The sequence below is a fragment of the Sagittula sp. MA-2 genome (genome assembly GCF_030126985.1).
In the GTDB taxonomy this organism is placed as follows: domain Bacteria; phylum Pseudomonadota; class Alphaproteobacteria; order Rhodobacterales; family Rhodobacteraceae; genus Sagittula.
In genome coordinates, this window is record NZ_CP126145.1 from 1,878,584 (window position 1) to 1,901,766 (window position 23,183).

The following is a 23,183-nucleotide window of genomic DNA, read 5'->3' on the forward strand; positions in this document are numbered from 1 at the left end:
GCGCGGTTTTCCCGTTTGTGAAAGGGGCCCCATGGCACGCCGCAAGAAGATTTACGAAGGCAAGGCGAAGATCCTGTACGAAGGCCCGGAACCGGGCACGATCGTCCAGTATTTCAAGGACGACGCCACCGCCTTCAACGCGCAGAAGAAGGACGTGATCGAGGGCAAGGGCGTGCTGAACAACCGCCTGAGCGAGTTCTTCATGACCGGCCTCAACAACGTCGGTGTGCCCACGCACTTCATCAAGCGGCTCAACATGCGCGAACAGCTCGTCCGCGCCGTCGAGATCATCCCGCTCGAGATCATCGTGCGCAACTACGCCGCGGGCTCGCTCTCGAAACGCCTCGGCATCGAGGAGGGCACGGCCCTTCCCCGTCCGATCGTGGAATACTGCTACAAGGACGACAAGCTGGGCGACCCGCTGGTCACCGAAGAGCACATCGCCGCCTTCGGCTGGGCCAGCCAGCAGGACATGGACGACATCCTCGCCCTTGCTCTGCGGGTGAACGACTACCTTTCCGGCCTGATGTACGGCGTGGGCATCAAGCTCGTCGACTTCAAGATCGAGATCGGGCGGGTCTACGACGGCGATTACCAGCGGCTGATCGTGGCGGACGAGATCTCGCCCGATTCGTGCCGTCTGTGGGATCTCGAAACCGGCCAGAAGCTCGACAAGGACGTGTTCCGCCAGGACCTGGGCAACCTTGCCGACGCCTATACCGAGGTGGCGCGCCGTCTGGGTGTCATGCCGAAGCAAAGCACGCACATGGCAAAGCCCAAGCTGATCAACTGAGGCAAGGGCGCGCAGGCGCCCGCGCCCCCGCCGCGCCGCCGCTCCAACAGCGGACGGCCCGGCCAAGGGACCAAGGACAGAAGGCGGCCCCCAAAGGGCCGCCTTTTGCATGCCCGCCAGCCCGGGATCCCCCGCTTCTTTGCTTCGGAAATACTCCGGGGGTCCGGGGGCAGCGCCCCCGGCGGATCGCTGCCGCAGGCAGCGAAACCGCGCGCGACACACCCGCCACGCAACACCCGGTATTCATCCCTTGGCCGCGCCACGCACCTCGGGTTAGCCTTCCCGCAGCCATTTTCCCGCAACAGCATTCACAGGCCCGTTCCCATGCCGCAGATCGCCCGCCGCGCCGCCGCCCTCTGGCTCCTCCTCGCGGCCACGGCCGTCCCGGCGCAGGAGGGGCCCGCCGCCTTCGATCCGGCGGACTTCGGGCGCATCGTGATCCAGCCGCGGCAGAGCGCGGGCGGCCCGGTGCTGGAACAGGCCTTCGGCAACTACCAGAACGAGCCGGTGATCGGCTACGGCGCCGCCAGCCCGGTGGTGCGGCTCGGGCGGCCCGTGGGGCGGCTCGACATGAAGTTCCGCGATGGCAGGACCGGCTTCTGCACCGCCTTCCTCGTCGGCGGCGGGCATATCCTGACCAACCACCACTGCGTGCCGGGGATGGACGGCGATCCGGCCGGGGCGGACAGCGGGCTCGAGGCGGCGCAACTTGTGCTGGGCTACGTCGACCCCGGCAATGTCGAGCAGGTGGAACTGTTCGAGGTCGCCCCGGGGATCGTGGAGACCAGCCGCGCGCTCGATTACTCCGTCCTCACGGTGCGCGGCGCGCCCGAAGACCGTTACGGCATCATGGAGCTGGCCGATGCCGATCCCGAAAGCGGCGAGTTCCTCTGGATCATCGGCCACCCGCAGGGGCAGGCGCAGCACATCTCGCGCGAGGGGTGCGCGGCGGCGACGCCGGCGGTGTCGCGCGAAGGCAAGCTCATGCACTCCTGCGACACGCTCGGCGGCAACTCCGGCTCGCCGGTCATGCGGCTGACCGACAAGCGCGTCGTCGGGCTGCACCACGCGGGCGACAGCCGCAGCGGTTACAACATGGCGATCCCGATGCGCGCGATCCTCGCCGCCAGCACGGTGCTGCGCGCCGCGGACGACACAGGCACGCCGCAGCCGCCCGCCACGCCGGACGGTGCGCAGTGCAGCACTCTCTGGCAAGAGGCGCGCAGGGTGGGTTGCGCGGGTTACGAGGCCTATCTGGATGCCTGCGGCGGCCATGTCTTCGCAGGCATGGCGCGGCGGCAGGTGGCGCGGGAGTGCACGCAGGCCGCGCCTGCGCGGACGCCGCAAGCCCCCGGTGCGCTGGTGGTCGATGCGGCGGGCGGCGGTGGCTACACCGATCTGGCCCAGGCCCTTCGCGCCGCTCCCGACGGTGCGGTGATCGAGCTTTACCCCGGCACCTACCGCGGAGGCATCGAGGTCTCGCGCCCGGTCTCCATCGTCGGGCGGGGCGCGCCGGGCGAGGTGGTGCTCCTCGCCGAAGGCGGCCCGGCGGTGGTCTGGACGGCCACGGGCGGCGGCATGGACGGCATAACGATCCGCCACCGCGACAGCGCCTCGGCGGCGGTGGAGGTGACGCGCGGCGCCCTGACGCTGGAGCGCACGACCGTCGAGAGCCACGGTCTGGCAGCGGTGCGCCTGCGCGACGACCGGGGCTCGGTCCTGCGCCGCAACACGGTTCTCGCGGGCGCGGCGCGCGGCATCCTCGTGGAGGGCGGCGCGCCCGTGATCGAGGACAACGAGGTCCGGGGCGCACGTCTCGCGGGGGTCGAGGCGGGCCGCGATGCCCGGCCGGAGGTGCGCGGCAACGCCTTCCTCGACGGGCGCGGGTCCGGCATCCTCGTGACCGCGGGCGGCGGCGGTGTCTACGAGGACAACCGGATCGAGGGCAACGGCCTTGCGGGCATCGAACTGGTGGCCAGCGCCCGGCCCGATGTGCGCGGCAACGTCATCCGCGGCGGCGGGCAGAGCGGCATCATGGTCACCGATGGCGCCACCGCCCGGATCGAGGGCAACCGCATCTCCGGCACCGCGATGGCCGGGGTGGAGATCCGCGAGGGCGCCGCACCCGAGGTCTTCGGCAACGACATCCGCGACGGCGCGCAATCGGGCATCTACGTGCATTCCGGCGGCGGCGGCGTCCTTCAGGACAACCATCTGGACGGCAACGCCTTTCACGGGCTCTCGGTCAAGGGCAGGGGCCGGCTGATCGTGCGCGGCAACACCTTCCGGGGCAATGTCCACGCCGCGATCCGCATCCGCGAGGGCGGCGGCGGCACCTATGAGGCCAACGATCTGGCGGGCAACGCGGGCGGCGGTTTCGTCATCGAACCCGACGCAGGGATCGTCCTGCGGCAGGGCAACCGCGAATGAGCGCCTTTCCTGCTTGCATTTCCGCCCGCGATGTCGTTCCACCCCCCGCAAGGCCGGACGGGGTCCGGGCCATGACCACATGAGGGGATGACCGAGATGAAGGTGCGCGTGTTCGTGATGCTCAAGACCGGGGTTCTGGATCCGCAGGGCGAGGCGGTGCGCCACGCGCTTGGCGCCCTCGGCTTCGACGGCGTGCAGGGCGTGCGCCAGGGCAAGGTCATCGAGCTGGAGCTGGCCGACGGCACGTCCGAGGCGACCGTGACCGAGATGTGCGAGAAGCTGCTCGCCAACACGGTGATCGAGAGCTACCGGATCGAGATGCTCTGACCCGGGCGCGCCGTTTCGGGCGCGGTCCATTGGGTCGATCTGACTCGATTTTTTCGAATTTTGTCGGCGCCGGAGAGGGGCCGGCAACCTGCGCTTAAAGGTTTGCGTGCAATCCAGCCATGGCATCCACCAGGCTGGAGACAGACATGCGCAGGCTTAGCAAATCCCTGAGAATCACCCTGGCCGCGGGTTTCACCGCGCTGCTTATGCTGGTCTGCGGGGGGCTTTTCTTCGCCTTCGAGATCCAGAGCCGCAACAGCACGGTGGAGGCGGCGCAGACCCGGCAGAATGCCTCCCTGCGGGTGCTGGTCTTCGAGTTCATGGACCATTTCCCGGGGATCGACGTGGACCTGGCCGAGGACGGCAGCATCGCGGCGGTGCGCTGGGACGGGCTCACGGTGCCCGAAACGCACGACCTGATCGACACGGTGGGCCGGATTTCGGGCGAGACGGCGACGCTTTTCGAATGGGTGCCGGAAGAGGGCGATTTCATCCGCCGCACCACCAACATCGTGAAGCCGGACGGATCGCGGGCGGTGGGCACGTGGCTGGGCAAGGACAACCCGGTGCACGCCCGCATGCTTGAGCGGAAGACCTTCCGGGGGGAGGCGGTGATCCTCGGCAAGCCCTATTTCACGGTCTACCAGCCCGTTCTCGACGCCGATGACAACGTGATCGGCATCCTTTACGTGGGCGTCGACCGCGGCGCGGTCGAAAAGAAGGTGACGGAGCGGATGCTGATCGGCCTCGGGGCCTCTGCGCTGGCCGTCGTCGGCGGCATCATTGCGATGCTGATGATGCTGGGCTGGGCCCTGCGCCCGATGTCGCAGATCACCGCGCGGCTCGAATCGATGGCCGATGGCGAGCTGGAAGAGCCGGTGCCGCACACCGACCGCCCCGACGAGCTGGGCACCACGGCGCAGGTGGTCGAGGATTTCCGCCAGCAGCTGAAGGACGCCCGCGCCGCCGAGGCCCGCAGCGCGGAGGCGCGCGTCATCCAGGACCGCGTCGTGGCCGCCATGCGCAAGGGGCTGGAGACGCTGTCGAAGCGCGATCTGACCGCGCGGATCGAGATGGATTCGGTGCCCTCGGAATACGCCGCCCTCCGCCGCGACTTCGACAACGGCATGAAGAGCCTGGCCGACGCGCTCCAGCAGGCCGACGGCGTGGCGGCGAACGTGCGCTCCGCCGCGTCGGAGATCGGCACCACCTCCGACGAGCTGGCCCGCCGGGTCGAACTGCAGGCGGCAACGCTGATGCAGTCGGCGGAGGCGCTGAACAGCCTGACCTCCACCAGCCGCGAGATCGCCGACAACGTGGAACAGGCGAACGGCCTGGCCGCCCGGTCGCGCGAGCTGTCGGACGAGAGCGGGCAGGTGGTGCGCGACGCCATCGCCGCGATCAACCGGATCGAGGAGGCGTCGGACAAGATCAACCAGATCATCACGGCCATCGACGACATCGCCTTCCAGACCAACCTCCTGGCGCTGAACGCGGGTGTGGAGGCGGCGCGCGCCGGGGAGGCGGGCAAGGGCTTTGCCGTGGTCGCCTCCGAGGTGCGGGGGTTGGCCCAGACGGCGGCCAATTCCGCGCAGGAGATCAAGGCGCTGATCCTCGCCTCGGGCGCGGAGGTGAGCGAGGGCAGCCGGCTGGTGCAGAAGACGGGCACATCGCTGAGCGAGGTGCAGGAGCAGGTGGAAAGCCTTGGCCAGCTGATATCTAACATCGCCGGAGCGGTGCGCGTGCAGGCGGACGGGCTGGCTGACATCAACGAGGGCGTGCAGCGGCTGGAAGGTGCCACGCAGGAGAACGCCGCCATCGTCGAGGAACTGAACGCCGCGGGGCAGAGCCTGAACTTCGAGGCGGAGCAACTGTCGGAAAGCATGGGGCTGTTCCACCACGGCGGTCCGCGTCTGGGCGGTCAGTCCGGCGGGACGGCCAGCGTGCCGGTGTCAAAGCCGAAGGCGGCGAAACCCGCGGTGGTCGAGGCCGAGACCTCCGGATCGTGGGAGGACGCGGCACCGCAGGCCCCGGAACGGCCCGCGCCCGAGGTCCGCAAGGTGGTGGTGAACGAACGGCCGGCGCCCAAACACGCACCGGCACCCAGGGGTGGCGTCGCCACAAGCCAGGGCTGGGAAGAGGAATTCTGACGCATCCCGAGGCAGCCTGACGATGCCGCACGTCCGGGACGCGCACAGCCTGCGTCCCGGGCATTCCATTGTCCGGCAATTGTGCTAGGAAGCGCGCGAACCAGAGTGGCCGGACCGCCGAGTCGGTGCCGTGCCCTGTCTCTCAGACGGGTCCCTGCGCCGGACCCGGCCCCGCGTGGAAAGGACTGCCGATGAAAGCCGCCGTGATCGTCTTCCCGGGATCGAACTGCGACCGCGACATGGCCTGCGCCTTCGAGAATGCCGGCCTCTCGGTCGAGATGGTCTGGCACAAGGACACGGCCCTGCCGCAGGGCGTCGACATCGTCGGCGTGCCGGGTGGCTTCTCCTTCGGCGACTACCTGCGCTGCGGCGCCATCGCGGCCAATGCCCCGATCATCGGCGCGGTGCGCGCGCATGGCGAGCGGGGCGGCTACGTGCTGGGGGTCTGCAACGGCTTCCAGGTGCTGACGGAGACCGGCCTGCTGCCCGGCGCGCTGCTGCGCAACGCCGGTCTGAAGTACATCTGCCGCACCATCGGGCTGAAGGTCGAGGGCGAGAGCGTCTACACCGACGGCTATGGCGCGGACAGCACGCTGGCGCTGCCGATCGCGCATCACGACGGCAACTACTTTGCCGACGACAAGACGCTCGACATGCTGGAGGGCGAGGGCCGCGTGGCCTTCCGCTACACCGACAACCCGAACGGGTCGGCCCGCGACATCGCGGGGGTCCTGTCGGAGAACCGCCGCGTGCTGGGCATGATGCCGCACCCGGAGCGGGCGGCGGAAGCCGCCCACGGCAACGAGGACGGTGCGCGCCTTTTCGCCCATCTGACCGGTGCCCTGACCGCAGCCTGACTTGAGCGCACAACCGCGTCAGCCTATCCTGCGCGGCATGGTCGCCAAGGACACTTCGCCAACGTTGCGCCGTGCGGGCCCGTTTTCGGGCCGCGCGCGGATCGCCCTAGTGCTGCTGCTCATGGGGGCGGTCGGCACTGTCTGGGTGACCAACTGGCTGCTGACCGAGCGCTTCACCGAGACGACGCGCAACCGGGCGGAGCTGCGGCTGGCGCTCTATTCCGGCAACCTGATCTCGGAACTGCGGCGCAACGCCATCGTGCCGGAGCTTCTGGCCCGCGACAAGGCGCTGATCGACGCGCTCAATGCGCAGGATTATGCCCAGTCCTCGCAGCGGCTGATCTCATTCGTGGACGAAATCGGCGCCGCTTCGCTCATGCTTCTGGACCGCGAGGGGCGCAGCGTGGCCGCGACGGACCGCAACCGGCTGGGCGAAAGCCACCGGACCGCGCCCTATTTCCTCGATGCGGTGCGCACCAACGCGACCGTCTTTACCGAGATCGAGCGCGAGGCCGGCGGCTTCCGCTTCACCTATTCGCGGCGGATGGAATCGGGCGGCGACACGGTGGGCGTGATCGTGGTGGAGGTCGACCTGGCGAAGTTCGAACGCGCCTGGGCCGGGATCTCGGACGCGGTGATGGTGACCAACTCCAGCGGCGTGATCGTGCTGGCGACGGAACCGCGCTGGCGCGGCATGACCCCTGAAGAGGCGCTGGAACAGCAGAGCGACGACGGCGCCATCGAACGGGCCATCGCGGCCGCCGCCGACTGGACCGCCAGCACGGCCGACGCCTACCTGCGCGGCGACGCGGTGCTCAGGATCGACGGCCGCATCCCGTTCCGCGGCTGGACGCTGTCGACCTTCACCACCTATTCCAGCGTGCGCGAACGGGTGAACGCGGTTTTGGCGTTGGAAATCATGGGCTTCGCGATCCTCGCGGCGCTGGTGTTCTACGCGCTCTCGCGCAAGACGGCGCTGCGGATGGCGCTGTTCCAGCGGGATGCGAACGAGCTGCGGGCGCTGAACGCCCGGCTCCAGCGCGAGATCGCGGAGCGCGAGAAGGTGCAGAAGAACCTTGCCGTGGCGGAGCAGTCGCTGGCGCAGTCCTCGAAGCTGGCCGCGCTTGGCGAGATGTCGGCAGCCGTCAGTCACGAGCTGAACCAGCCGCTCGCCGCGATGAAGACCTACCTTGCGGGCGCGCGGCTGCTGCTCCGGCGCAACCGGCCCGACGAGGCGCTGACCGCCTTCCACCGGATCGACGACCTGATCGAGCGGATGGGCGCGATCACCCGGCAGCTCAAGGGCTTCGCCCGCAAGGGGCAGGAGACCTTCAGCCCGGTCGACATGGGGGAGGCGCTGGCCTCTTCGCTGTCGATGATGGAACCGCAGCTGAAATCGCGCCGGGTGAAGATCACGCGGCTGCTGCCGGACTCGCCCGTGAAGGTCATGGGCGACCGGATGCGGATCGAGCAGGTCCTCGTGAACCTCTTGCGCAACGCGCTGGATGCCACCAAGTCAGTGGACGATCCGCAGGTCGAGATTATCTTGGCAGCAGGAGAGACCGCGACATTGAGCGTGCGGGACAACGGCGACGGGATCGAGGATCTCGATGCCCTGTTCGAGCCGTTCTATACGACCAAGGCCCCGGGCGACGGGGTCGGGCTGGGTCTGGCGATCTCGTCGGGAATCGTGTCGGAGCTGGGCGGACGCCTGACCGCGCGCAACGGCGAGGACGGCGGCGCGGTGTTTGAAATGCAATTGCCCGTTCTGAACGCGGCATCGGAAGCAGCCGAATGACGGGCCACCCGTCATCGGCATTTGAAGTGAGGTGTACATGGCCAACGCGATGAAGATCGCCATCGTGGACGACGAACAGGATATGCGGCAGTCGATCAGCCAGTGGCTGGCGCTGTCGGGCTATGACACGGAGACGTTCGCCTCTGCCGAAGAGGCGCTGGGGTCGGTCGGGGCCGATTACCCGGGCATCGTGATCTCCGACATCAAGATGCCGGGGATGGACGGCATCCAGCTGCTGAAGAAGCTGATGGGCACGGATTCCTCCCTGCCGGTCATCATGATCACCGGCCACGGCGACGTGCCGATGGCGGTGGAGGCTATGCGCATCGGGGCCTTCGACTTCCTCGAGAAGCCGTTCAACCCGGACCGCATGTCGGAACTGGCAAAGAAGGCGACGAACGCGCGGCGGCTGACGCTGGACACGCGGCAGCTTCGCCGCGAACTGGCCGAGGGCGGCCAGATCATGAAGAAGCTGATCGGCGCGAGCCCGGCGATGGAGCGGCTGCGCGAGGACATCCTCGACCTGGGCCAGGCCGACGGCCACGTGCTGATCGAGGGCGAGACCGGCACCGGCAAGACGCTGGTGGCGCATGCGCTGCACGCGGTGGGCGCCAAAGCCGGCAAGAAGTTCACCCTGATTTCCTGCGGCGCGCACGACGAGGACGCGCTGATGAAGCGGCTCTTCGGCCCGATGCAGCCCGACGACGTGCGCCTGCCTGCGATGGAAGAGGCGCGCGGCGGGACGCTGGTGCTGGAAGACATCGAGGTGCTGTCGGACGCGGCGCAGGCGCGGCTCCTGTCGGTCATCAACGACCAGGGCACCCCGCCGGAGACGCGGATCGTCGCGATCTCCAACCTCCAGGAAGAGGGGCGCACCTGCGAGCAGGCTCTGCGGCCCGACCTCTATTATCGTCTTGCGGCGCTGAAGATCACCGTTCCGCCGCTGCGCGCGCGCGGCGAGGATATCCTGACGCTGTTTACCCGCCTGTCGGAACAGTTCGCCGACGAATACGGCTGTGATGCGCCGAAGGTGTCCGCGCAGGAGGCCGCGCAGCTGTTGCAGGCGCCTTGGCCCGGCAACGTGCGCCAGCTGATCAACCTCGCGGAACGCGCGGTGCTGCAGTCGCGGCGCGGGCAGGGCACGATTGCCTCGCTTTTGATGAGCGACCACGACCAGATGCAGCCGGTGATGACCACCGAGGGCAAGCCGCTGAAGGAATACGTCGAGGCGTTCGAACGGATGCTGATCGACAACACCATGCGGCGGCACAAGGGGTCGATCGCCTCGGTGATGGACGAGCTCTGCCTGCCGCGCCGGACCCTGAACGAGAAGATGGCCAAGTACGGGCTGGCGAGGGCCGATTACCTTTGAGCGGCATCGCCGACTATTTCGAGGGCCACGCGCCATGGGCGGCCGAAAAGGCCGCCTACCGCGACATGCTGCTGGAGGCGGGGCTGGAAGAGACCTGGAAATGGTCGCAGCCCTGCTACGTGCACGCCGGCGGCAACGTGGCGATCATCGCCGCAATGAAGGAAAGCTGCGGGCTGTCGTTCTTCAAGGGCGTTCTGCTGGATGACCCGGACGGGCTGCTGGTTGCGCCCGGCGAGAACTCCCGCTCGGGCCGCTGGTTCAAGGCCACCTCGGTCGAAGAGATCGTGGCGGCCAAGGACGGCCTGAAACGGCTGATCGCGCAGGCGATGCAGAACGAGGCGGAGGGGCGGACGGTGGATTTCGCCAAGGACGACCTTGTTTATCCAGATGAGCTGATCGCGGCGCTGGACGCGGATTCGGCGTTCAACACGGCGTGGTACGGCCTGACGCCCGGGCGGCAGCGTGGCTACGTGCTGCACTTTGCCGGTGCCAGGAAGGCCGAGACGCGGGAGGCGCGGATCGAGAAGTACCGAGAGCGCATCCTCAACGGCCTCGGGATGCACGACAGACTCTGAAGGTCCGGGCCGAAGTCACTGGCCTGTCTGGAAAATCTTCCCAAAAAGTCGATGAGCGGGTGTTGCCTTTGCCGGATCGCGGGCGCAGTCTCCGCGCGCGGTAAAAGGGGGCGTTCGGTATGGAGTTCGCAGAGGCGCATCTGGTGGGTTTGCTCTGGGCGGCGGCGGCGCTGGCGCTTGGCGGCATCCTGAAGGGGGCGACGGGCGCGGGCGCGCCGATTGTCGCGGTGCCGGTGATCGCGCTCTACTTCGACGTGCCGACGGCGGTGTCGGTCATGGTGCTGCCGAACTTCACCACCAACCTGATCCAGTCGTGGAAATACCGCGCTTCGCTGCCGGAGGGCGGGTTCCCCTGGCTCTTTGCCGGGGGCGGGTTCCTCGGCGCGTGGCTGGGCACGATCATGCTGGCCCATGCGGCGCCGAAGCTGCTTCTGGCGATGGTGGCCTGCGTGGTCTTCCTCTATATCGCGTTCCGCCTGATGCGCCCGGACTGGGCGCTGCCCATGGCGGCGGCGCGCCGCGTGGTGCTGCCGGTGTCGACGGTGGCGGGCGTGTTGCAGGGCGCCACGGGCGTCAGCGCGCCGGTGTCGATCACCTTCCTCAACGCGATGAAGCCGGAGCGGTCGGTCTTCGTCGCGACGATTTCATTGTTCTTCCTGTCGATGACGCTGGTGCAGATCCCGGCGATGATCTGGTACGGGTTGCTGACGCCCGAACGCGCGGTGGGCAGCGGTCTGGCGCTGGTGCCGCTGCTGGCGGCGATGCCGGTGGGTGCGGCGCTGGCGCGGCGCCTGCCGAAAGAGGTCTTCGACAAGGCGATCCTTGCCCTTTTGGCAGTCGTTGCGGCGCGGCTGGCGTGGAGCGCGCTGGCCTGAGACATCACGGGGCTGGCGTCCGCCGATTGCGGCGTTAGGGTCGGGCGCAAGGCAACGAACGGAGGCTTCATGACCATTGCTCTCGAACCCGATCTGGAGGACCGGCTGGTCCGCTACTGCGCCGTCGACACGCAGAGCGACCTGGACAGTCCGACGACACCCAGCACCGCCTGCCAGCTCGACCTGTCCCGGATGCTGGTGGCCGAACTGGAGGCGATGGGCGCGGAGGACGTGGTGCTGACCGAATACGGCGCGGTGCTGGCGACGGTGCCGGGCAACGCGCCGGGGCCGACCATCGGCTTCCTCGGCCACGTCGACACCGCGCCGCAGTTCAACGCCACGGGCGTCAAGCCGCGGGTCATCCGGGGCTACAACGGCGGCGAGATCACCTATCCCGACGATCCCGCGCTGGTGCTCTCGCCGGAGGTGGACAGCTACCTCGGCAAGAAGGTGGGCGAGGACATCGTCTGCGCCTCGGGCCTGACGCTTCTGGGGGCCGACGACAAGGCGGGCGTCGCCATCGTCATGTCGGCCGCGCAATACCTGCTGGAACACCCGGAGGTGCCGCGCCCGACGCTGCGGCTGGCCTTTACGCCGGACGAGGAAATCGGGCGGGGCGTGCATGGCGAACTGCCGACCGACCTGGCGGTGGACTTCGCCTATACGTTCGACGGCGGGGTCGAGGGCGAGATCGTCTACGAGAGCTTTTCGGCCGATCAGGCGGACGTGGTGGTGAAGGGCGTGTCGATCCACCCGGGCTATGCCACCGGGCAGATGGTGAACGCCGCCTATCTTGCCGCGAAGATCGTGCAGGCGCTGCCGCTGTCCACCATGACGCCCGAAACGACCTCGGGCCGGGAGGGGTTCCTGCATGTGACGAACATGGAGGGCGGGTCGTCGGAAATGCACATCCGGCTGATTCTGCGCGACTTCGAGCGCGAGGGGCTGGCGGCCAAGGGCGATCTGCTGCGGCAGGTCTGCGCCGCCGTTCAGGCCGGCGAGCCGCGGGCGAAGATCGAGGTGGAGATCACGCCGACCTATCGTAACATGCGCTACTGGCTGGAGGACGACATGACTCCGGTCGAGCTCGCGCGCGAGGCCTGTCGCGGCATCGGGATCGAGCCCTTCAGCCAGCCGATCCGCGGCGGGACGGACGGATCGCGCCTGACGGAGATGGGCGTTCCGACGCCGAACCTGTTCACCGGCATGCGGCAGATCCACGGGCCCTTGGAGTGGGTGTCCGTGCAGGACATGGGCAAGGCGGCGCAGCTCATGCTCGGCATCGTCGGGCTGGCCGTTCAGAAGGACGCCTGAAAACCGAAAAAGCGCCGTCAGATGACGGCGCTTTCCCCGGTTCGTGCCCTGAACGACCGTTTCAGTGCAGCAGGCGCCCCATGGCACCGGCCACGTCGGCCATCCGGGCGGAGAAGCCCCATTCGTTGTCGTACCACGCCATGACGCGCACCATCCGCTTGCCCACGACCTTGGTCTGGTCGGGCGCGAAGATGGAGGAATGCGTGGTGTGGTTGAAGTCGATGGAGACCTTGGGCTCCGGATCGTAGGCCAGAACCGCGCCCATGCGGCCCGCGGCGGCCTCGGCCACGACCTCGTTCACGTCGGCCAGCGTCACGTCGCGCGAGGCGTAGAAGGTCAGGTCTACCGCCGAGACGTTCGGCGTGGGCACGCGCACCGCCGAGCCATCGAGCTTGCCCTTCATGTTGGGCAGCACCTCGCCCAGGGCCTTCGCGGCGCCGGTGGAGGTCGGGATCATCGCCATGGCGGCGGCCCGTGCACGATACAGGTCCTTGTGGCGACGATCGAGCGTCGGCTGGTCGCCGGTGTAGCTGTGGATCGTCGTCATGATGCCGCTTTCGATGCCGATCCCCTCGTCCAGCACCTTTACCAGCGGCGCAAGGCAGTTGGTGGTGCAGGACCCGTTGGAGATCATCACGTCGCCCTTCACCAGGTCGCGGTGGTTGACGCCGTAGACCACGGTGCGCTGCACGTTCTTGGCGGGCGCCGAGATCAGCACCGACTTTGCGCCGCGGGCGAGGTGGGCGTTGGCCTTGTCGCCGTCGTTGAACTGGCCGGTGCATTCCAGCACAACGTCGCAGCCGCCCCAGTCGAGCTCCTCGAGGTCGTAGGAGGACATCACGTCGATCGGGCCGCGCCCGAGGTCGATGGCGTTTTCCCGGACCTTCACCTCGCCGGCGAAACGGCCGTGCACGCTGTCGTACCGCAGAAGGTGCGCGTGGGTTTCGATCGGGCCGGGGGCGTTGATCTTGACCACCTGGACATCGTTGCGCGCGGATTCGGCGATGTGCGCAAGCGTGCAGCGACCGATGCGGCCGAAGCCGTTGATGCCGACGGTGACGGTCATGGACTACTCCTGAAAAAGCCAGTGTTGTGGCTCGTATACGAAGGGATGCCGACTCGGGAAAGGTTGAAATACCTTTTCTGTCAGTATGTTAGCGATAAAGTTGCCCGGTGGCGCTAACGCTTGCCGCTTGTTTGCGTTAACGATCTGAAAGCGCTGTGAACGGAGGCGGGAATGGAACGAGCAGAGGCCCTGGCGACCCTTGTGGGGCGGCTCCTGATTGCGGCGCTGTTCCTCGGCGGCGCCGTGCAGAAGGCCATGGACCCGACCCAGGTGACCGAGATGCTGCGCGGCTGGGGGCTGCCCGGCGGGCTGGTCCGGGTGGCGCTGGTCTACAACGCGCTGGCGGCGCTGGCACTGATCGCCGGGGTGGGCGCGCGGCTGGCGGCGCTGTCGCTGGCGGGCTATTGCGGGCTGACCTCGTTCTTCCACCTGATCCCGGACGACCCCTGGCAGATGACGATCTTCGTGAAGAACTGGGCGATTGCGGGCGGCTGCCTGATCCTCGCCGTGCACGGGCCGGGCCGCTGGTCCTTGCGAAATCGCACAAGCGGGTTAGCTTCTGAGCGGCGCAGATATGGGACGGATGAATGAGCGGACTTCTTGCACTCCTCGACGACGTGGCGGCCATCGCCAAGGTGGCGGCAGCGTCGATCGACGACATCGGTGCGGCGGCCATGCGCGCCGGGTCGAAGACGGCCGGCGTGGTGATCGACGACGCCGCGGTGACGCCGAAATACGTGCACGGGTTCGAACCGGCGCGCGAACTTCCGATCATCTGGCGGATCGCACGCGGATCGGTGATCAACAAGCTGGTGTTCCTGATGCCCGCGGCGCTGCTGATGTCGGCCTTCGCGCCATGGCTGGTCTGGCCGCTGCTGATCCTCGGCGGCTGTTACCTCAGTTTCGAGGGGGCCGAGAAGATCGTCCACGTGTTGATGCCACATGACGAGCATTCAGGCGGGCCGGACGGCAGTCACGACGTGCAGGACCCCACGCACCTCGAAGAGGCAAAGGTGAAGGGCGCGATCAAGACCGACTTCATCCTGTCGGCAGAGATCATGGTGATCCTGCTATCCAACCTCGACCTGCCGAACTTCTGGATGCAGGCGGGCGCGCTGGCGATGGCGGCCGTGGTCATCACGGCGGCGGTCTATGGCGCGGTGGCGGTGATCGTGAAGATGGACGACGTGGGCCTCTGGTTGTCGCAGAACGCCAACCTTGGCATGACGCGGGCGCTGGGGCGCGGGATCGTGCGCTTCATGCCGTGGCTCCTGAAGGCGCTGACCATCGTCGGCACCGCCGCGATGCTCTGGGTCGGCGGGTCGATCATCGTGCATTCTCTGGCCGAGATGGGCTGGCATCTGCCGGAAGAGACGATCCACCACTGGGCGGTGGCCGTGGGCAAGGGCAATGCGGCGCTCGAATGGGCGGTGACCGCGGGGGTCGACCTGGTGCTGGGCTTCCTGGTCGGACTGGTGCTGATCCCCATCGGCACAAAGATCGTCGCGCCCATCTACGGCAGCCTCTTTGGCGGGAAGGCGGAGGCGCACTGAGCGCCGCCACCGGGCTTTCACGCATATTTTCGGTCGTTCAAAGCAAAAAGGCGCGCCCCGGGGCGCGCCTTCTGCATTGAAACGGGTATGCGCCGCTTACTGCGCGTATTCCTGCGCCGCGTCGAAGGCGGCGGTGAAACCGGCCAGCGACATGTCGACGGTGACCTTCTGGTCGGGCGCCAGCGCCGGAACGATGGTCACCTGCGCCTTGGCACCGGCCTTGAAGCGGGCGATGTCCTCGGCGGTGAAGCCGACGCGCGCGTAGCAGCCGATCTGGGCGCAGAAGGAGAAGTCGTACTGCCGGGCGGAGCCGCCGTCGACGGTCACGGTCAGCTTCTGGGTCAGCAGGGTTTCGAGCGGAACGATGAAGGTGCCCCCGGCCACGGCCTGGCCGCCGTTCTCGAGCCGGAAGATGCTGACCTCTGCCACGCTGGCGCCCTGGCCGTCGGTCAGAAGCTGGTACATCTGGCAGATCTCGTTCTCGCGCTGCGGGACCTTGATGCACTGCATCGCCCAGTCGGAGAAGGTTTCCTTGATGTAGGGCTGCGGTTGCTGCTGTTGCTGCCCGGCGGTGGCGGCGTCACCGGTGCCGAGGTCGAGATCCCCGCCGACGGCGGGGGCGGAGGGCTGTTCCTGATCCGTTTCCGCGGCCGGTGCTTCGGCGGCAGGCGCTTCGTCGGGACCGGCGGTGTCGGTGGTCTGCGCATAGGCAGGAGCAGCCGCGAGCGCCGCGATCAGGGACAGGAGAAGAGCCGGGTTTTTCATGGAATTCCTCTGGAAATCGAACATAGCTGGGGTTCGCTTAACACGAGCCGGAGACAGTGTCAGGGAGGAATTCCAGCCTTGTGATGGCAGATGAGCGATTTGCTGCAGGCTGCCGTCGCGGGGTGATCCGGGCCGTGGACAAAGGAAAGGGGCCAGACGGCCCCTTTCCATTTCACTCCCTGTCGGACCGGCCGACTTTGTCATTGGTCAGGACGCTACGAAAAGGAAACGCCGCGGTCAACAGGGTTTTAAGTGTATTTTCGTTCTGCCTGCGCGGGGCGGTGAAGGGATACCGTTCGCGCACAGGCGGGCCGCGGCGAACGGTGGAAAACCCGGCCTTCGGCGCCGAAAAAAGCCGCGCCCGAAGGCGCGGCCAGTCTGACAGGGAGGAAGTCTGCCCGGGGCAGGAGAGGACATGACGCCCCGGACCGAGAATGACTATGGCATTGATTAGTTAAGGATGTATGGTCAGCCGCGCGGAAAAGGGAAGAACACATGGCGACTGATCTGTTTGTTGGCGGCGGCGGCCCGGATTACGGCGAAAAGCAGCATCTGGTGCTTGGCTATGCCAACCGTCACGGGCTGATCGCGGGCGCCACGGGGACGGGCAAGACGGTCACCCTGCAGATCCTCGCGGAGGGGTTCTCCAACGCCGGCGTGCCGGTCTTCATGGCCGACGTGAAGGGCGACCTGTCGGGCATGGCGAAGGCCGGAAGCGAGGCCTCCAAGCTGCACGGCCCCTTCACCGAGCGGGCGGCGAAGATCGGGTTCGAGGACTACGCCTACCAGGATTTCCCGGTGTGCTTCTGGGATCTCTTCGGCGGTCAGGGCCATCCGGTGCGCACCACCGTGGCCGAGATGGGGCCGCTGCTTCTGGCGCGGCTGCTGGAGCTGTCGGAGGCGCAGGAAGGCATCCTCAACATCGCGTTCCGGCTGGCGGACGAGGAGGGGATGCCGCTTCTCGACCTCGAGGACCTGCGTTCGATGCTGGTCTGGCTGGGCGAGAACCGCACCGAGCTGTCGCTGCGCTACGGCAACATCTCGGTCGCGTCGATCGGCGCGATACAGCGGCGGCTTCTCGTGCTGGAGAACCAGGGCGGCACGGCCTTCTTCGGCGAACCGGCGCTGGATCTGAACGACATGATGCGGGTGGACGGCGCCGGGCGCGGGCAGGTGAACGTGCTGGCGGCGGATGCGCTGATGGGCGCGCCGCGGCTTTACGCGACCTTCCTGCTGTGGCTCCTGTCGGAGCTCTTCGAGGAGCTACCGGAGGTGGGCGATCCGGAGAAGCCGAAGTTCGTCTTCTTCTTCGACGAGGCGCACCTGCTGTTCGACGACGCCCCCAAGGCGCTGGTCGACAAGGTGGAGCAGGTGGCGCGGCTCATCCGGTCGAAGGGCGTGGGGGTCTATTTCGTCACCCAGTCGCCGGACGACATTCCGGAGGACATCCTGGGCCAGCTGGGCAACCGCGTGCAGCACGCGCTGAGGGCCTTCACCGCGCGCGACCAGAAGGCGCTGCGGCTGGCGGCGGAGACCTACCGCGAGAACCCCGCCTTCGACATCGAGACGGCGATCCGCGAGGTGGGCGTAGGCGAGGCGGTGACCTCCTTCCTGCAGAAGAAAGGCGTGCCCGGGATGGCGGAGCGGACGCTGATCCGGCCGCCGTCCTCGCAGCTTGGCCCGATCACGCCCGCCGAGCGCGGCGGGGTGATGGGCGCCTCCGACCTTCGGGGCAAGTACGAGACGCGGGTCGACCGCCGTTCGGCCCACGAGATGCTGCGGGAGCGGGCGGAGGCTGCCGCGACGGCGGCGGAGGCCGCGGAGCGGGAGGAAGAGGAAATGGCAGCGCAGGAACGGGAGTATCGCTCCGCCCGGCGGTACACCGGGACGCGCGTGACCCGCTCGACCTCCGGCGCGTCCACGCGGCGCGACCGGGAGAGCCCGAGTTTCGGCGAGGCCATGGGCAAGATGGTCATGAAGGAGCTGACCGGCACCACGGGGCGGCGGATCGTGCGGGGTGTGCTGGGCGGGTTGTTCAAGGCGCGCTGAGGGGGCGACGATTTTTCGTCGAAAAATCGTCCGTGCCCGTCGGGTGGACAGGTCCGGCGTGTCGTGAACGGGTGGGGCGGGGAAGATTTTTCGTCGGAAAAATCTTGGCCCCCCTCAGGCCGTGGCGCGGCGGGTGGCGCGGCCCAGCACCGGCGCCAGGGCAGCGATCATCAGGGCGACGCAACCGACCATGAGGAAGGACGCCCGGAGCGACGTAGCCTCGGCCACGAAGCCGATGGTCGGCGGCCCCATGAGCATCGCGCCGTAACCCAGCGTCGCGACGGAGGCGATGGCCTGTCCGGGCGGCACCTCCGGATCGGCGGCGGCGCGGCTGAAGGCCAGCGGGATCACCGCGGCGTAGCCCAGGCCCATCAGCACGAATCCGGCGAGCGCCGTGGGCAGCGTGGCGAAGGCGGTGGCCAGCAGGTAGCCCGCGGCAGCGGTCAGCCCGCTGAACCGGGCGACAGTGACCGCGCCGAAGCGGGTGATCAGCCGGTCGACGTTCAGCCGCATCGCCACCATGGTGACGGAAAAGACCGCGTATCCCAGCGCCGCCTGCGAGGGCGTGGCCTGGATCACGTCGGCGAGGAAGACCGCGCTCCAGTCCGCGGCGGCGCCTTCGCCCAGGCCCGCGCCCATGGCGATCAGCCCGACCAGCACCAGTGCACCGCGGGGCAGGGCAAAAACCGGGCCCTTGGCCTGCGGTGCGGTCCGGGCCGAGGTCCAGCGGGTGTGCATCAGCGGGCCGAAGATCACCAGCGCGACAAGGGCCGTCACGGCGAAATGTGCGTCGATGGGCAGCGCCTGGCGGGAGGCCAGCCAGCCGCCCGCGGCGCCGAGGCCAGCGCCAAGGCTCCACATCGCGTGGAAGGAGGACATGATGGACCGGCCGGAGTGGCGCTCCACCTCGGCGGCCCAGCTGTTCATCGTCACGTCCATGGCGCCGTGGCCCACCCCGAAGAGGAAGAGCGCCATGGCCAGCACGGTGGTGTCGGGGGCAAGCCCGATGGCGACGATGGAGACGAGGTAGACGCCCGCCAGTACCTTGGTCACCGGGAAGGCGCCGAGCCGGTCGGCCAGCCGTCCGGCCAGCGGGAAGGACACGAGCGCGCCGATTCCCATGACCAGCAGAAGGAGGCCCAGCGTGCCTTCGGACAGGTCGAAGCGGTCGACCACGGCGGGCACGCGCGAGGCCCATGCGCCCAGCAGGATGCCGTTCAGGGCGAAGGCCGCGCTGACGGCGAGGCGGGGCGAGGGGAAGGTCTTAGACATGGCGGATCTCCAGCCCGGAAGCGGCAAGCGGGGCGGTCAGGTCGGTTGTGGCATCGGTGATCAGAAGGTCGAGGGCGGTGCAAGGGGCGACGCGGTGGCGCGCCCGCAAACCCAGCTTTGCGGCGCCGGTCAGCACCACGGCGCGGTGTGCGGAGGCAATCATCGCCCGCTTGACGTGCGCCTCGTCGGGATCGTCGGCGGAGAGGCCGAAGCCCGCGTCGAGCCCGCAGACCCCGATGAAGGCGAGGTCGGCGGCGATGCCGTCGAGCGCGGTCACCGTTTCATGGCCCACGGCGACGGCGCCGAAGCCCGAAAGACGTCCGCCCACGAGGTGCGTGGGGATGCCCGCGGCCAGCGTCGCCAGCGCCACGGCGGGCGCCGGTGTCACCACGAGGCAGTCGGGCAGGTGCGGGAGCCCCTGCGCCAGCACCAGCACCGACGTGCCGCCGTCCATCATCAGCACCATGCCGTTCTCGATCAGCGGCAGGGCGGTGGCGGCCAGCGCCGCCTGCTCTGCGCCGCTGTGGCCCAGCCGGTCGAGCGTGTGGGCGGCGGGCCGGGTGACGGGCAGGGCGCCGCCGCGGATGCAGCGGGCGTGACCCTGCGCCTCCAGCGCCTTGAGGTCGCGGCGGATGCTGTCGGTGGAGACGCCGAATTCCTCGGCCAGCGCGGCGAGGTTCAGCGGCAGACCGCGGTCGAGGCGCAGGCGCAGGGCGTCCTGCCGCGCCTCCGGGCTGTTGGGAAGGAAGGTCATGGCTGCGATTCCGTGTTTTGCGGAAAGTTGCAGCAAGTTGCGACGTTTTGCAATCCGGGTTTCGGGCGTCCGGCGGATCGGTGCCACGGCGTCCCTTTGCAGGTCATGGGCGCTTGCCGTCAAGCCGGCACGGCAACGGAAAACGCCCGGGGTCGCGGGGACCCCGGGCGCCTGTCAGCCTTGAGCAGGGAGGAGGTTACTCGGCCGACGCCAGTTCCTTCGGCAGGCGGAACGTCCAGACCATGCCACCCTGGTTGAGGTAGTTCACCTTCTTGGCGACCTCGCCGCCCCAGAGCGGAACCGCACCACCCCAGCCGGACACGACGGAGACGTACTGTTCGCCGTCCTGTTCCCAGGTGATCGGCTGGCCGACGATGCCGGAGCCGGTCTGGAAGGACCACAGCTCTTCACCGGTCTCGTCGTCGAGCGCGAGGAACCTGCCCTCGGGCGTGCCGAAGAACACGAGGCCGCCGGCAGTGGTCATCACGCCACCCCAGAGCGGCGCGTCGTTCTTGTATTCCCAGACCCATTCACCGGTGTCCGGGTCGATCGCCTTGAGGCTGCCGATGTGGTCCTCGTAGTTCGGCTTGATGGTGAAGCCGGAGCCGAGGTAGGCGGCGCCCTTCTTGTAGGTGATCGGCTCGTTCCAGATGTCCATGCCCCATTCGTTCGAGGGCACGTAGAAGTTGCCGGTCTTCTGGCTGAACGCCATGGGCATCCAGTTCTTGCCGCCGAGGAAGGACGGCGAGGAGAAGACGACTTCGCCCTTGGCGCCATCCGCCGCCGCCGCCGGGTTGCCCGGGCGGTTGGCCTCGTTGAAGATCGGGCGGCCGTTCTCGTCGATGCCCTCGGCCCAGGTGATGTCCTTGACGAAGGGATTGGCCGAGACGAAGCCGCCGTCCTCGGCGTTCAGCACGTAGAAGAAGCCGTTGCGGTCGGCGGTGGCGAGACGCTGGTTGCCCTCGCGGTCGTTGTAGGCGACCACCTCGTTCACGCCGTCATAGTCCCAGCCTTCGCGCGGCGTGGTCTGGAAGTGCCACTTGATGTCGCCGGTCGCCGGGTCGATGCCGATCCGCGAGGCGGCATAGAGGTTGTCGCCCGAGCCGTCGTTCTTCTCGCCCGCGTCGCGCAGCCAGGAGTTCCAGGGCGCCGGGTTGCCCGCGCCGAAGATCAGCGTGTCGGTGCGTGCGTCGTACGACCCGCCCAGCCAGGTCGCGCCGCCGCCGGTCTTCCACATGTCGCCCGGCCAGGTCGCGTTCAGCGTGCCGGTCATGGTGGATTCCTGGCCGTTGAGCGTGCCCATGTGGCCTTCGATCACCGGGCGGGTCCAGACGAGCTCGCCGGTGTCGACGTTGCGCGCCTGCACTTCGCCGACGATGCCGAATTCGCCGCCGGAGTTGCCGGTCACCACGAGGTCGCCCACGATCAGCGGGGCGGCGGTGTAGGAGTAGCCGGCCTTGTAGTCGGCGATCTTCTTGTTCCAGACCACGTCGCCGGTCTTGGCGTCCAGCGCCACGAGACGGGCGTCGAGCGTGCCGAAGATCACCTTGTCGCCGTGCATCGCCGCACCGCGGTTGATGACGTCGCAGCAGGGCAGGATGCCTTCGGGCAGACGTGCGTCGTACTGCCAGAGCTCCTTGCCGGTTTCGAGGTCGATGGCATACATCCGGGAGTAGGAGCCGGTGATGTACATCACGCCGTCATAGACCAGCGGCTGGGTTTCCTGCCCGCGCTGCTTTTCACCGCCGAGGCTGAACGCCCATGCGGGGACGAGGTTCTTGACGTTGTCCTTGTTGAGGGTGTCCAGCGGCGAATAGCGCTGCAGATCCCGGCCCATGCCATTGGTGACAACCTGGTTGGTCATCGTCTGGTCGTTGGCCAGCATGTCTTCGGTCACCTCGGCCTGCGCACCGATGGCGAGCAGGGACAGGGTGACGGCGGCGACGAACTTGTTCATCAGTCTCCTCCCATGAACGGTTTAGATGGTCGTTCCCTCGGCGCCTGGCGGGTGGCCTCTGCGCCGTCTGGATCGAAGTATAGAAATCGGAGTCCGGGCCGATAGACGGCCAAAGTCGTACGACCATCGGCGTCTTGACAGGCGGGCCGCGGCGGCCTCCGGAATCGCCGCGGCCCTTGTCCCGGTGCTGTGGCCGGGCGCTGTCACTCGCCGTCGATGGCGGTGTTGTCCTGCGGGCTGATCGAACCGAGATAGGCGAGGATGAAGTCCTGCACGGTGCGGTCCTCGATGCCCACGTGACGCATCTTTGTGCCGGGCATGAAGCCGTCGTTGTCCTCCATCCAGGCGCGCAGCGCGGCGGGCGTCCAGACGATGCCGGAGGCCTCGAGCGCAATGGAATAGTCGTAATTCTCGACACTTCCGGCAGCGCGGTGCAGCACGTTCTCGAGCGGCGGACCATAGGACGGGTCGGTGGCGTTGGGGGCGTGGCAGCGGCGGCATTCCGCGTCGAAAAGCGTCTTGCCCGCCGTGACCTTCACCTCCTCGAAGGTGTCGGCGCAGGCGGGGGCGGCTGCGAGCAGCAGGGCGAGGGTGGGTAGAATGCGGGCCATGTCGGTCTCCTTTGCACGGTTCGGAGACAGGGTAGGCCCGCGTCTGAGGGCCGGACTTGATGCACGTCAACCGGAAGGGGTGCGGCGTCTCGTGCTTTGGTCGTACGACCTTTTGCGCGCCGGGGCCGCGATCAGAAGGCGGGCGCGTATTTCCAGTCGTCGGCGTCCGGCGTGACCTCGGCCGGGTCGTAATCCGCCGCCGCCAGCCGCTGTGCCACGTCCAGCCCCTGCGCCGCCGCCATGTCGACCATTGCCCGGCCGCGCGCCTCGTCCCGCGCGACGCCATGGCCGCGGAGCAGGTCGAGCCCGTGGTTGAACTGGCCCACCGGATCGCCGGCCTCGGCCGCGCGCCGGTCCCATTCGGCGGCCGCATCCGGGTTGTATTCGCCGCCGAGCCCGTTGTTGTCGAGCTGGCTCATCCAGGTCATCGCCCCGGTCCAGCCCTGGTTGGCGCAGTTCTCGAACAGCGCGCGCGCCGCCGCGTGTTTGCCGGACTTCGTCAGCATGTAGCCCGAGGCACAGAGCACCATGCCCGTCTCGCCGCGCTCGGCACGCTCCAGCATGCTGCCCCATGTCATCTCGTCGGGGTTCAGCGTGCCGTATTCGTCTGCCAGCGCGGGCGTGGCAAGCAGGAGGGCAAGGGCGGTGGCGCGGATCATGTCTGG

At 68.1% G+C, this 23,183-nt stretch carries 20 protein-coding genes; 13 read left to right on the forward strand and 7 right to left on the reverse strand.

Annotated elements, in window-relative coordinates; genetic code table 11:
• Nucleotides 1-31 precede the first annotated feature (31 nt).
• The 10 genes from purC (at nt 32) to pepT (ending at nt 12,491) form a co-directional block, all read left to right on the forward strand.
• A complete protein-coding gene (gene purC, locus QNI11_RS09360) occupies nt 32-793 on the forward strand; it encodes a phosphoribosylaminoimidazolesuccinocarboxamide synthase (RefSeq protein WP_100930719.1) in 762 nt (253 codons plus the stop codon).
• A gap of 324 nt (nt 794-1,117) precedes the next feature.
• Entirely contained in the window at nt 1,118-3,223 is a 2,106-nt protein-coding gene (locus QNI11_RS09365; protein ID WP_283983208.1) for a right-handed parallel beta-helix repeat-containing protein, read from the forward strand.
• 96 nt (nt 3,224-3,319) lie between these two features.
• On the forward strand, nt 3,320-3,550 hold the full coding sequence (gene purS / locus QNI11_RS09370; protein ID WP_100931079.1) for a phosphoribosylformylglycinamidine synthase subunit PurS: 231 nt from the start codon (nt 3,320-3,322) through the stop codon (nt 3,548-3,550).
• A gap of 146 nt (nt 3,551-3,696) precedes the next feature.
• Nucleotides 3,697-5,700, forward strand: a complete 2,004-nt coding sequence (locus tag QNI11_RS09375; protein WP_283983209.1) for a methyl-accepting chemotaxis protein — start codon at nt 3,697-3,699, stop codon at nt 5,698-5,700.
• A gap of 191 nt (nt 5,701-5,891) precedes the next feature.
• A complete protein-coding gene (gene purQ / locus QNI11_RS09380; protein ID WP_100930717.1) occupies nt 5,892-6,557 on the forward strand; it encodes a phosphoribosylformylglycinamidine synthase subunit PurQ in 666 nt (221 codons plus the stop codon).
• Nucleotides 6,558-6,594: 37 nt separating this feature from the next.
• Entirely contained in the window at nt 6,595-8,355 is a 1,761-nt protein-coding gene (locus QNI11_RS09385) for an ATP-binding protein (RefSeq protein ID WP_100930716.1), read from the forward strand.
• 37 nt (nt 8,356-8,392) lie between these two features.
• Nucleotides 8,393-9,727 (forward strand): sigma-54 dependent transcriptional regulator, encoded by a 1,335-nt coding sequence (locus QNI11_RS09390; protein WP_100930715.1) that lies wholly within the window; start codon nt 8,393-8,395, stop codon nt 9,725-9,727.
• Nucleotides 9,724-10,302, forward strand: a complete 579-nt coding sequence (locus tag QNI11_RS09395; protein WP_283983210.1) for a YdeI family protein — start codon at nt 9,724-9,726, stop codon at nt 10,300-10,302. The genes QNI11_RS09390 and QNI11_RS09395 overlap by 4 nt, the downstream gene beginning before the upstream one ends.
• Before the next feature lie 119 nt (nt 10,303-10,421).
• A complete protein-coding gene (locus tag QNI11_RS09400; protein WP_283983211.1) occupies nt 10,422-11,177 on the forward strand; it encodes a sulfite exporter TauE/SafE family protein in 756 nt (251 codons plus the stop codon).
• A 69-nt stretch (nt 11,178-11,246) separates the two neighbouring features.
• Nucleotides 11,247-12,491, forward strand: a complete 1,245-nt coding sequence (gene pepT, locus QNI11_RS09405) for a peptidase T (RefSeq protein WP_100930713.1) — start codon at nt 11,247-11,249, stop codon at nt 12,489-12,491.
• Between the two features lie 61 nt (nt 12,492-12,552).
• Here the strand turns inward: pepT and gap are convergent, their stop codons facing one another.
• The gene (gene gap, locus QNI11_RS09410) at nt 12,553-13,557 is read right to left on the reverse strand and encodes a type I glyceraldehyde-3-phosphate dehydrogenase (RefSeq protein WP_100930712.1); all 1,005 of its coding nucleotides are present in this window, start codon (nt 13,555-13,557) and stop codon (nt 12,553-12,555) included.
• A 171-nt stretch (nt 13,558-13,728) separates the two neighbouring features.
• Between gap and QNI11_RS09415 the strand changes: the two genes are divergently transcribed.
• Both QNI11_RS09415 and QNI11_RS09420 read left to right on the forward strand, forming a co-directional pair.
• The gene (locus QNI11_RS09415; protein WP_283983212.1) at nt 13,729-14,148 is read left to right on the forward strand and encodes a DoxX family protein; all 420 of its coding nucleotides are present in this window, start codon (nt 13,729-13,731) and stop codon (nt 14,146-14,148) included.
• Nucleotides 14,145-15,110 carry a DUF808 domain-containing protein gene (locus QNI11_RS09420; protein ID WP_283983213.1) on the forward strand — a complete coding sequence of 322 codons (966 nt, stop codon included), beginning with the start codon at nt 14,145-14,147 and terminating at the stop codon, nt 15,108-15,110. The genes QNI11_RS09415 and QNI11_RS09420 overlap by 4 nt, the downstream gene beginning before the upstream one ends.
• 96 nt (nt 15,111-15,206) lie before the next feature.
• Here the strand turns inward: QNI11_RS09420 and QNI11_RS09425 are convergent, their stop codons facing one another.
• Entirely contained in the window at nt 15,207-15,875 is a 669-nt protein-coding gene (locus QNI11_RS09425; RefSeq protein ID WP_254698243.1) for an invasion associated locus B family protein, read from the reverse strand.
• A gap of 495 nt (nt 15,876-16,370) precedes the next feature.
• Between QNI11_RS09425 and QNI11_RS09430 the strand changes: the two genes are divergently transcribed.
• A complete protein-coding gene (locus QNI11_RS09430; protein ID WP_283983214.1) occupies nt 16,371-17,924 on the forward strand; it encodes a helicase HerA-like domain-containing protein in 1,554 nt (517 codons plus the stop codon).
• Between the two features lie 114 nt (nt 17,925-18,038).
• Here QNI11_RS09430 and QNI11_RS09435 read toward each other — a convergent pair whose 3' ends face one another.
• The 5 genes from QNI11_RS09435 to QNI11_RS09455 all read right to left on the reverse strand — a co-directional run bounded on the left by QNI11_RS09435 (nt 18,039) and on the right by QNI11_RS09455 (nt 23,177).
• Entirely contained in the window at nt 18,039-19,196 is a 1,158-nt protein-coding gene (locus QNI11_RS09435) for an MFS transporter (RefSeq protein ID WP_100930707.1), read from the reverse strand.
• Nucleotides 19,189-19,950, reverse strand: a complete 762-nt coding sequence (locus QNI11_RS09440) for a DeoR/GlpR family DNA-binding transcription regulator (RefSeq protein ID WP_283983215.1) — start codon at nt 19,948-19,950, stop codon at nt 19,189-19,191. Before QNI11_RS09440 ends, QNI11_RS09435 begins: the two co-directional genes overlap by 8 nt.
• Before the next feature lie 196 nt (nt 19,951-20,146).
• Nucleotides 20,147-21,907 carry a PQQ-dependent methanol/ethanol family dehydrogenase gene (locus tag QNI11_RS09445; protein WP_100930705.1) on the reverse strand — a complete coding sequence of 587 codons (1,761 nt, stop codon included), beginning with the start codon at nt 21,905-21,907 and terminating at the stop codon, nt 20,147-20,149.
• A 203-nt stretch (nt 21,908-22,110) separates the two neighbouring features.
• Nucleotides 22,111-22,518 (reverse strand): cytochrome c family protein, encoded by a 408-nt coding sequence (locus QNI11_RS09450; RefSeq protein ID WP_283983216.1) that lies wholly within the window; start codon nt 22,516-22,518, stop codon nt 22,111-22,113.
• Nucleotides 22,519-22,649: 131 nt separating this feature from the next.
• Nucleotides 22,650-23,177, reverse strand: coding sequence for a tetratricopeptide repeat protein (locus QNI11_RS09455; RefSeq protein ID WP_100930703.1), 528 nt, complete (start codon nt 23,175-23,177; stop codon nt 22,650-22,652).
• Nucleotides 23,178-23,183: the final 6 nt, after the last annotated feature.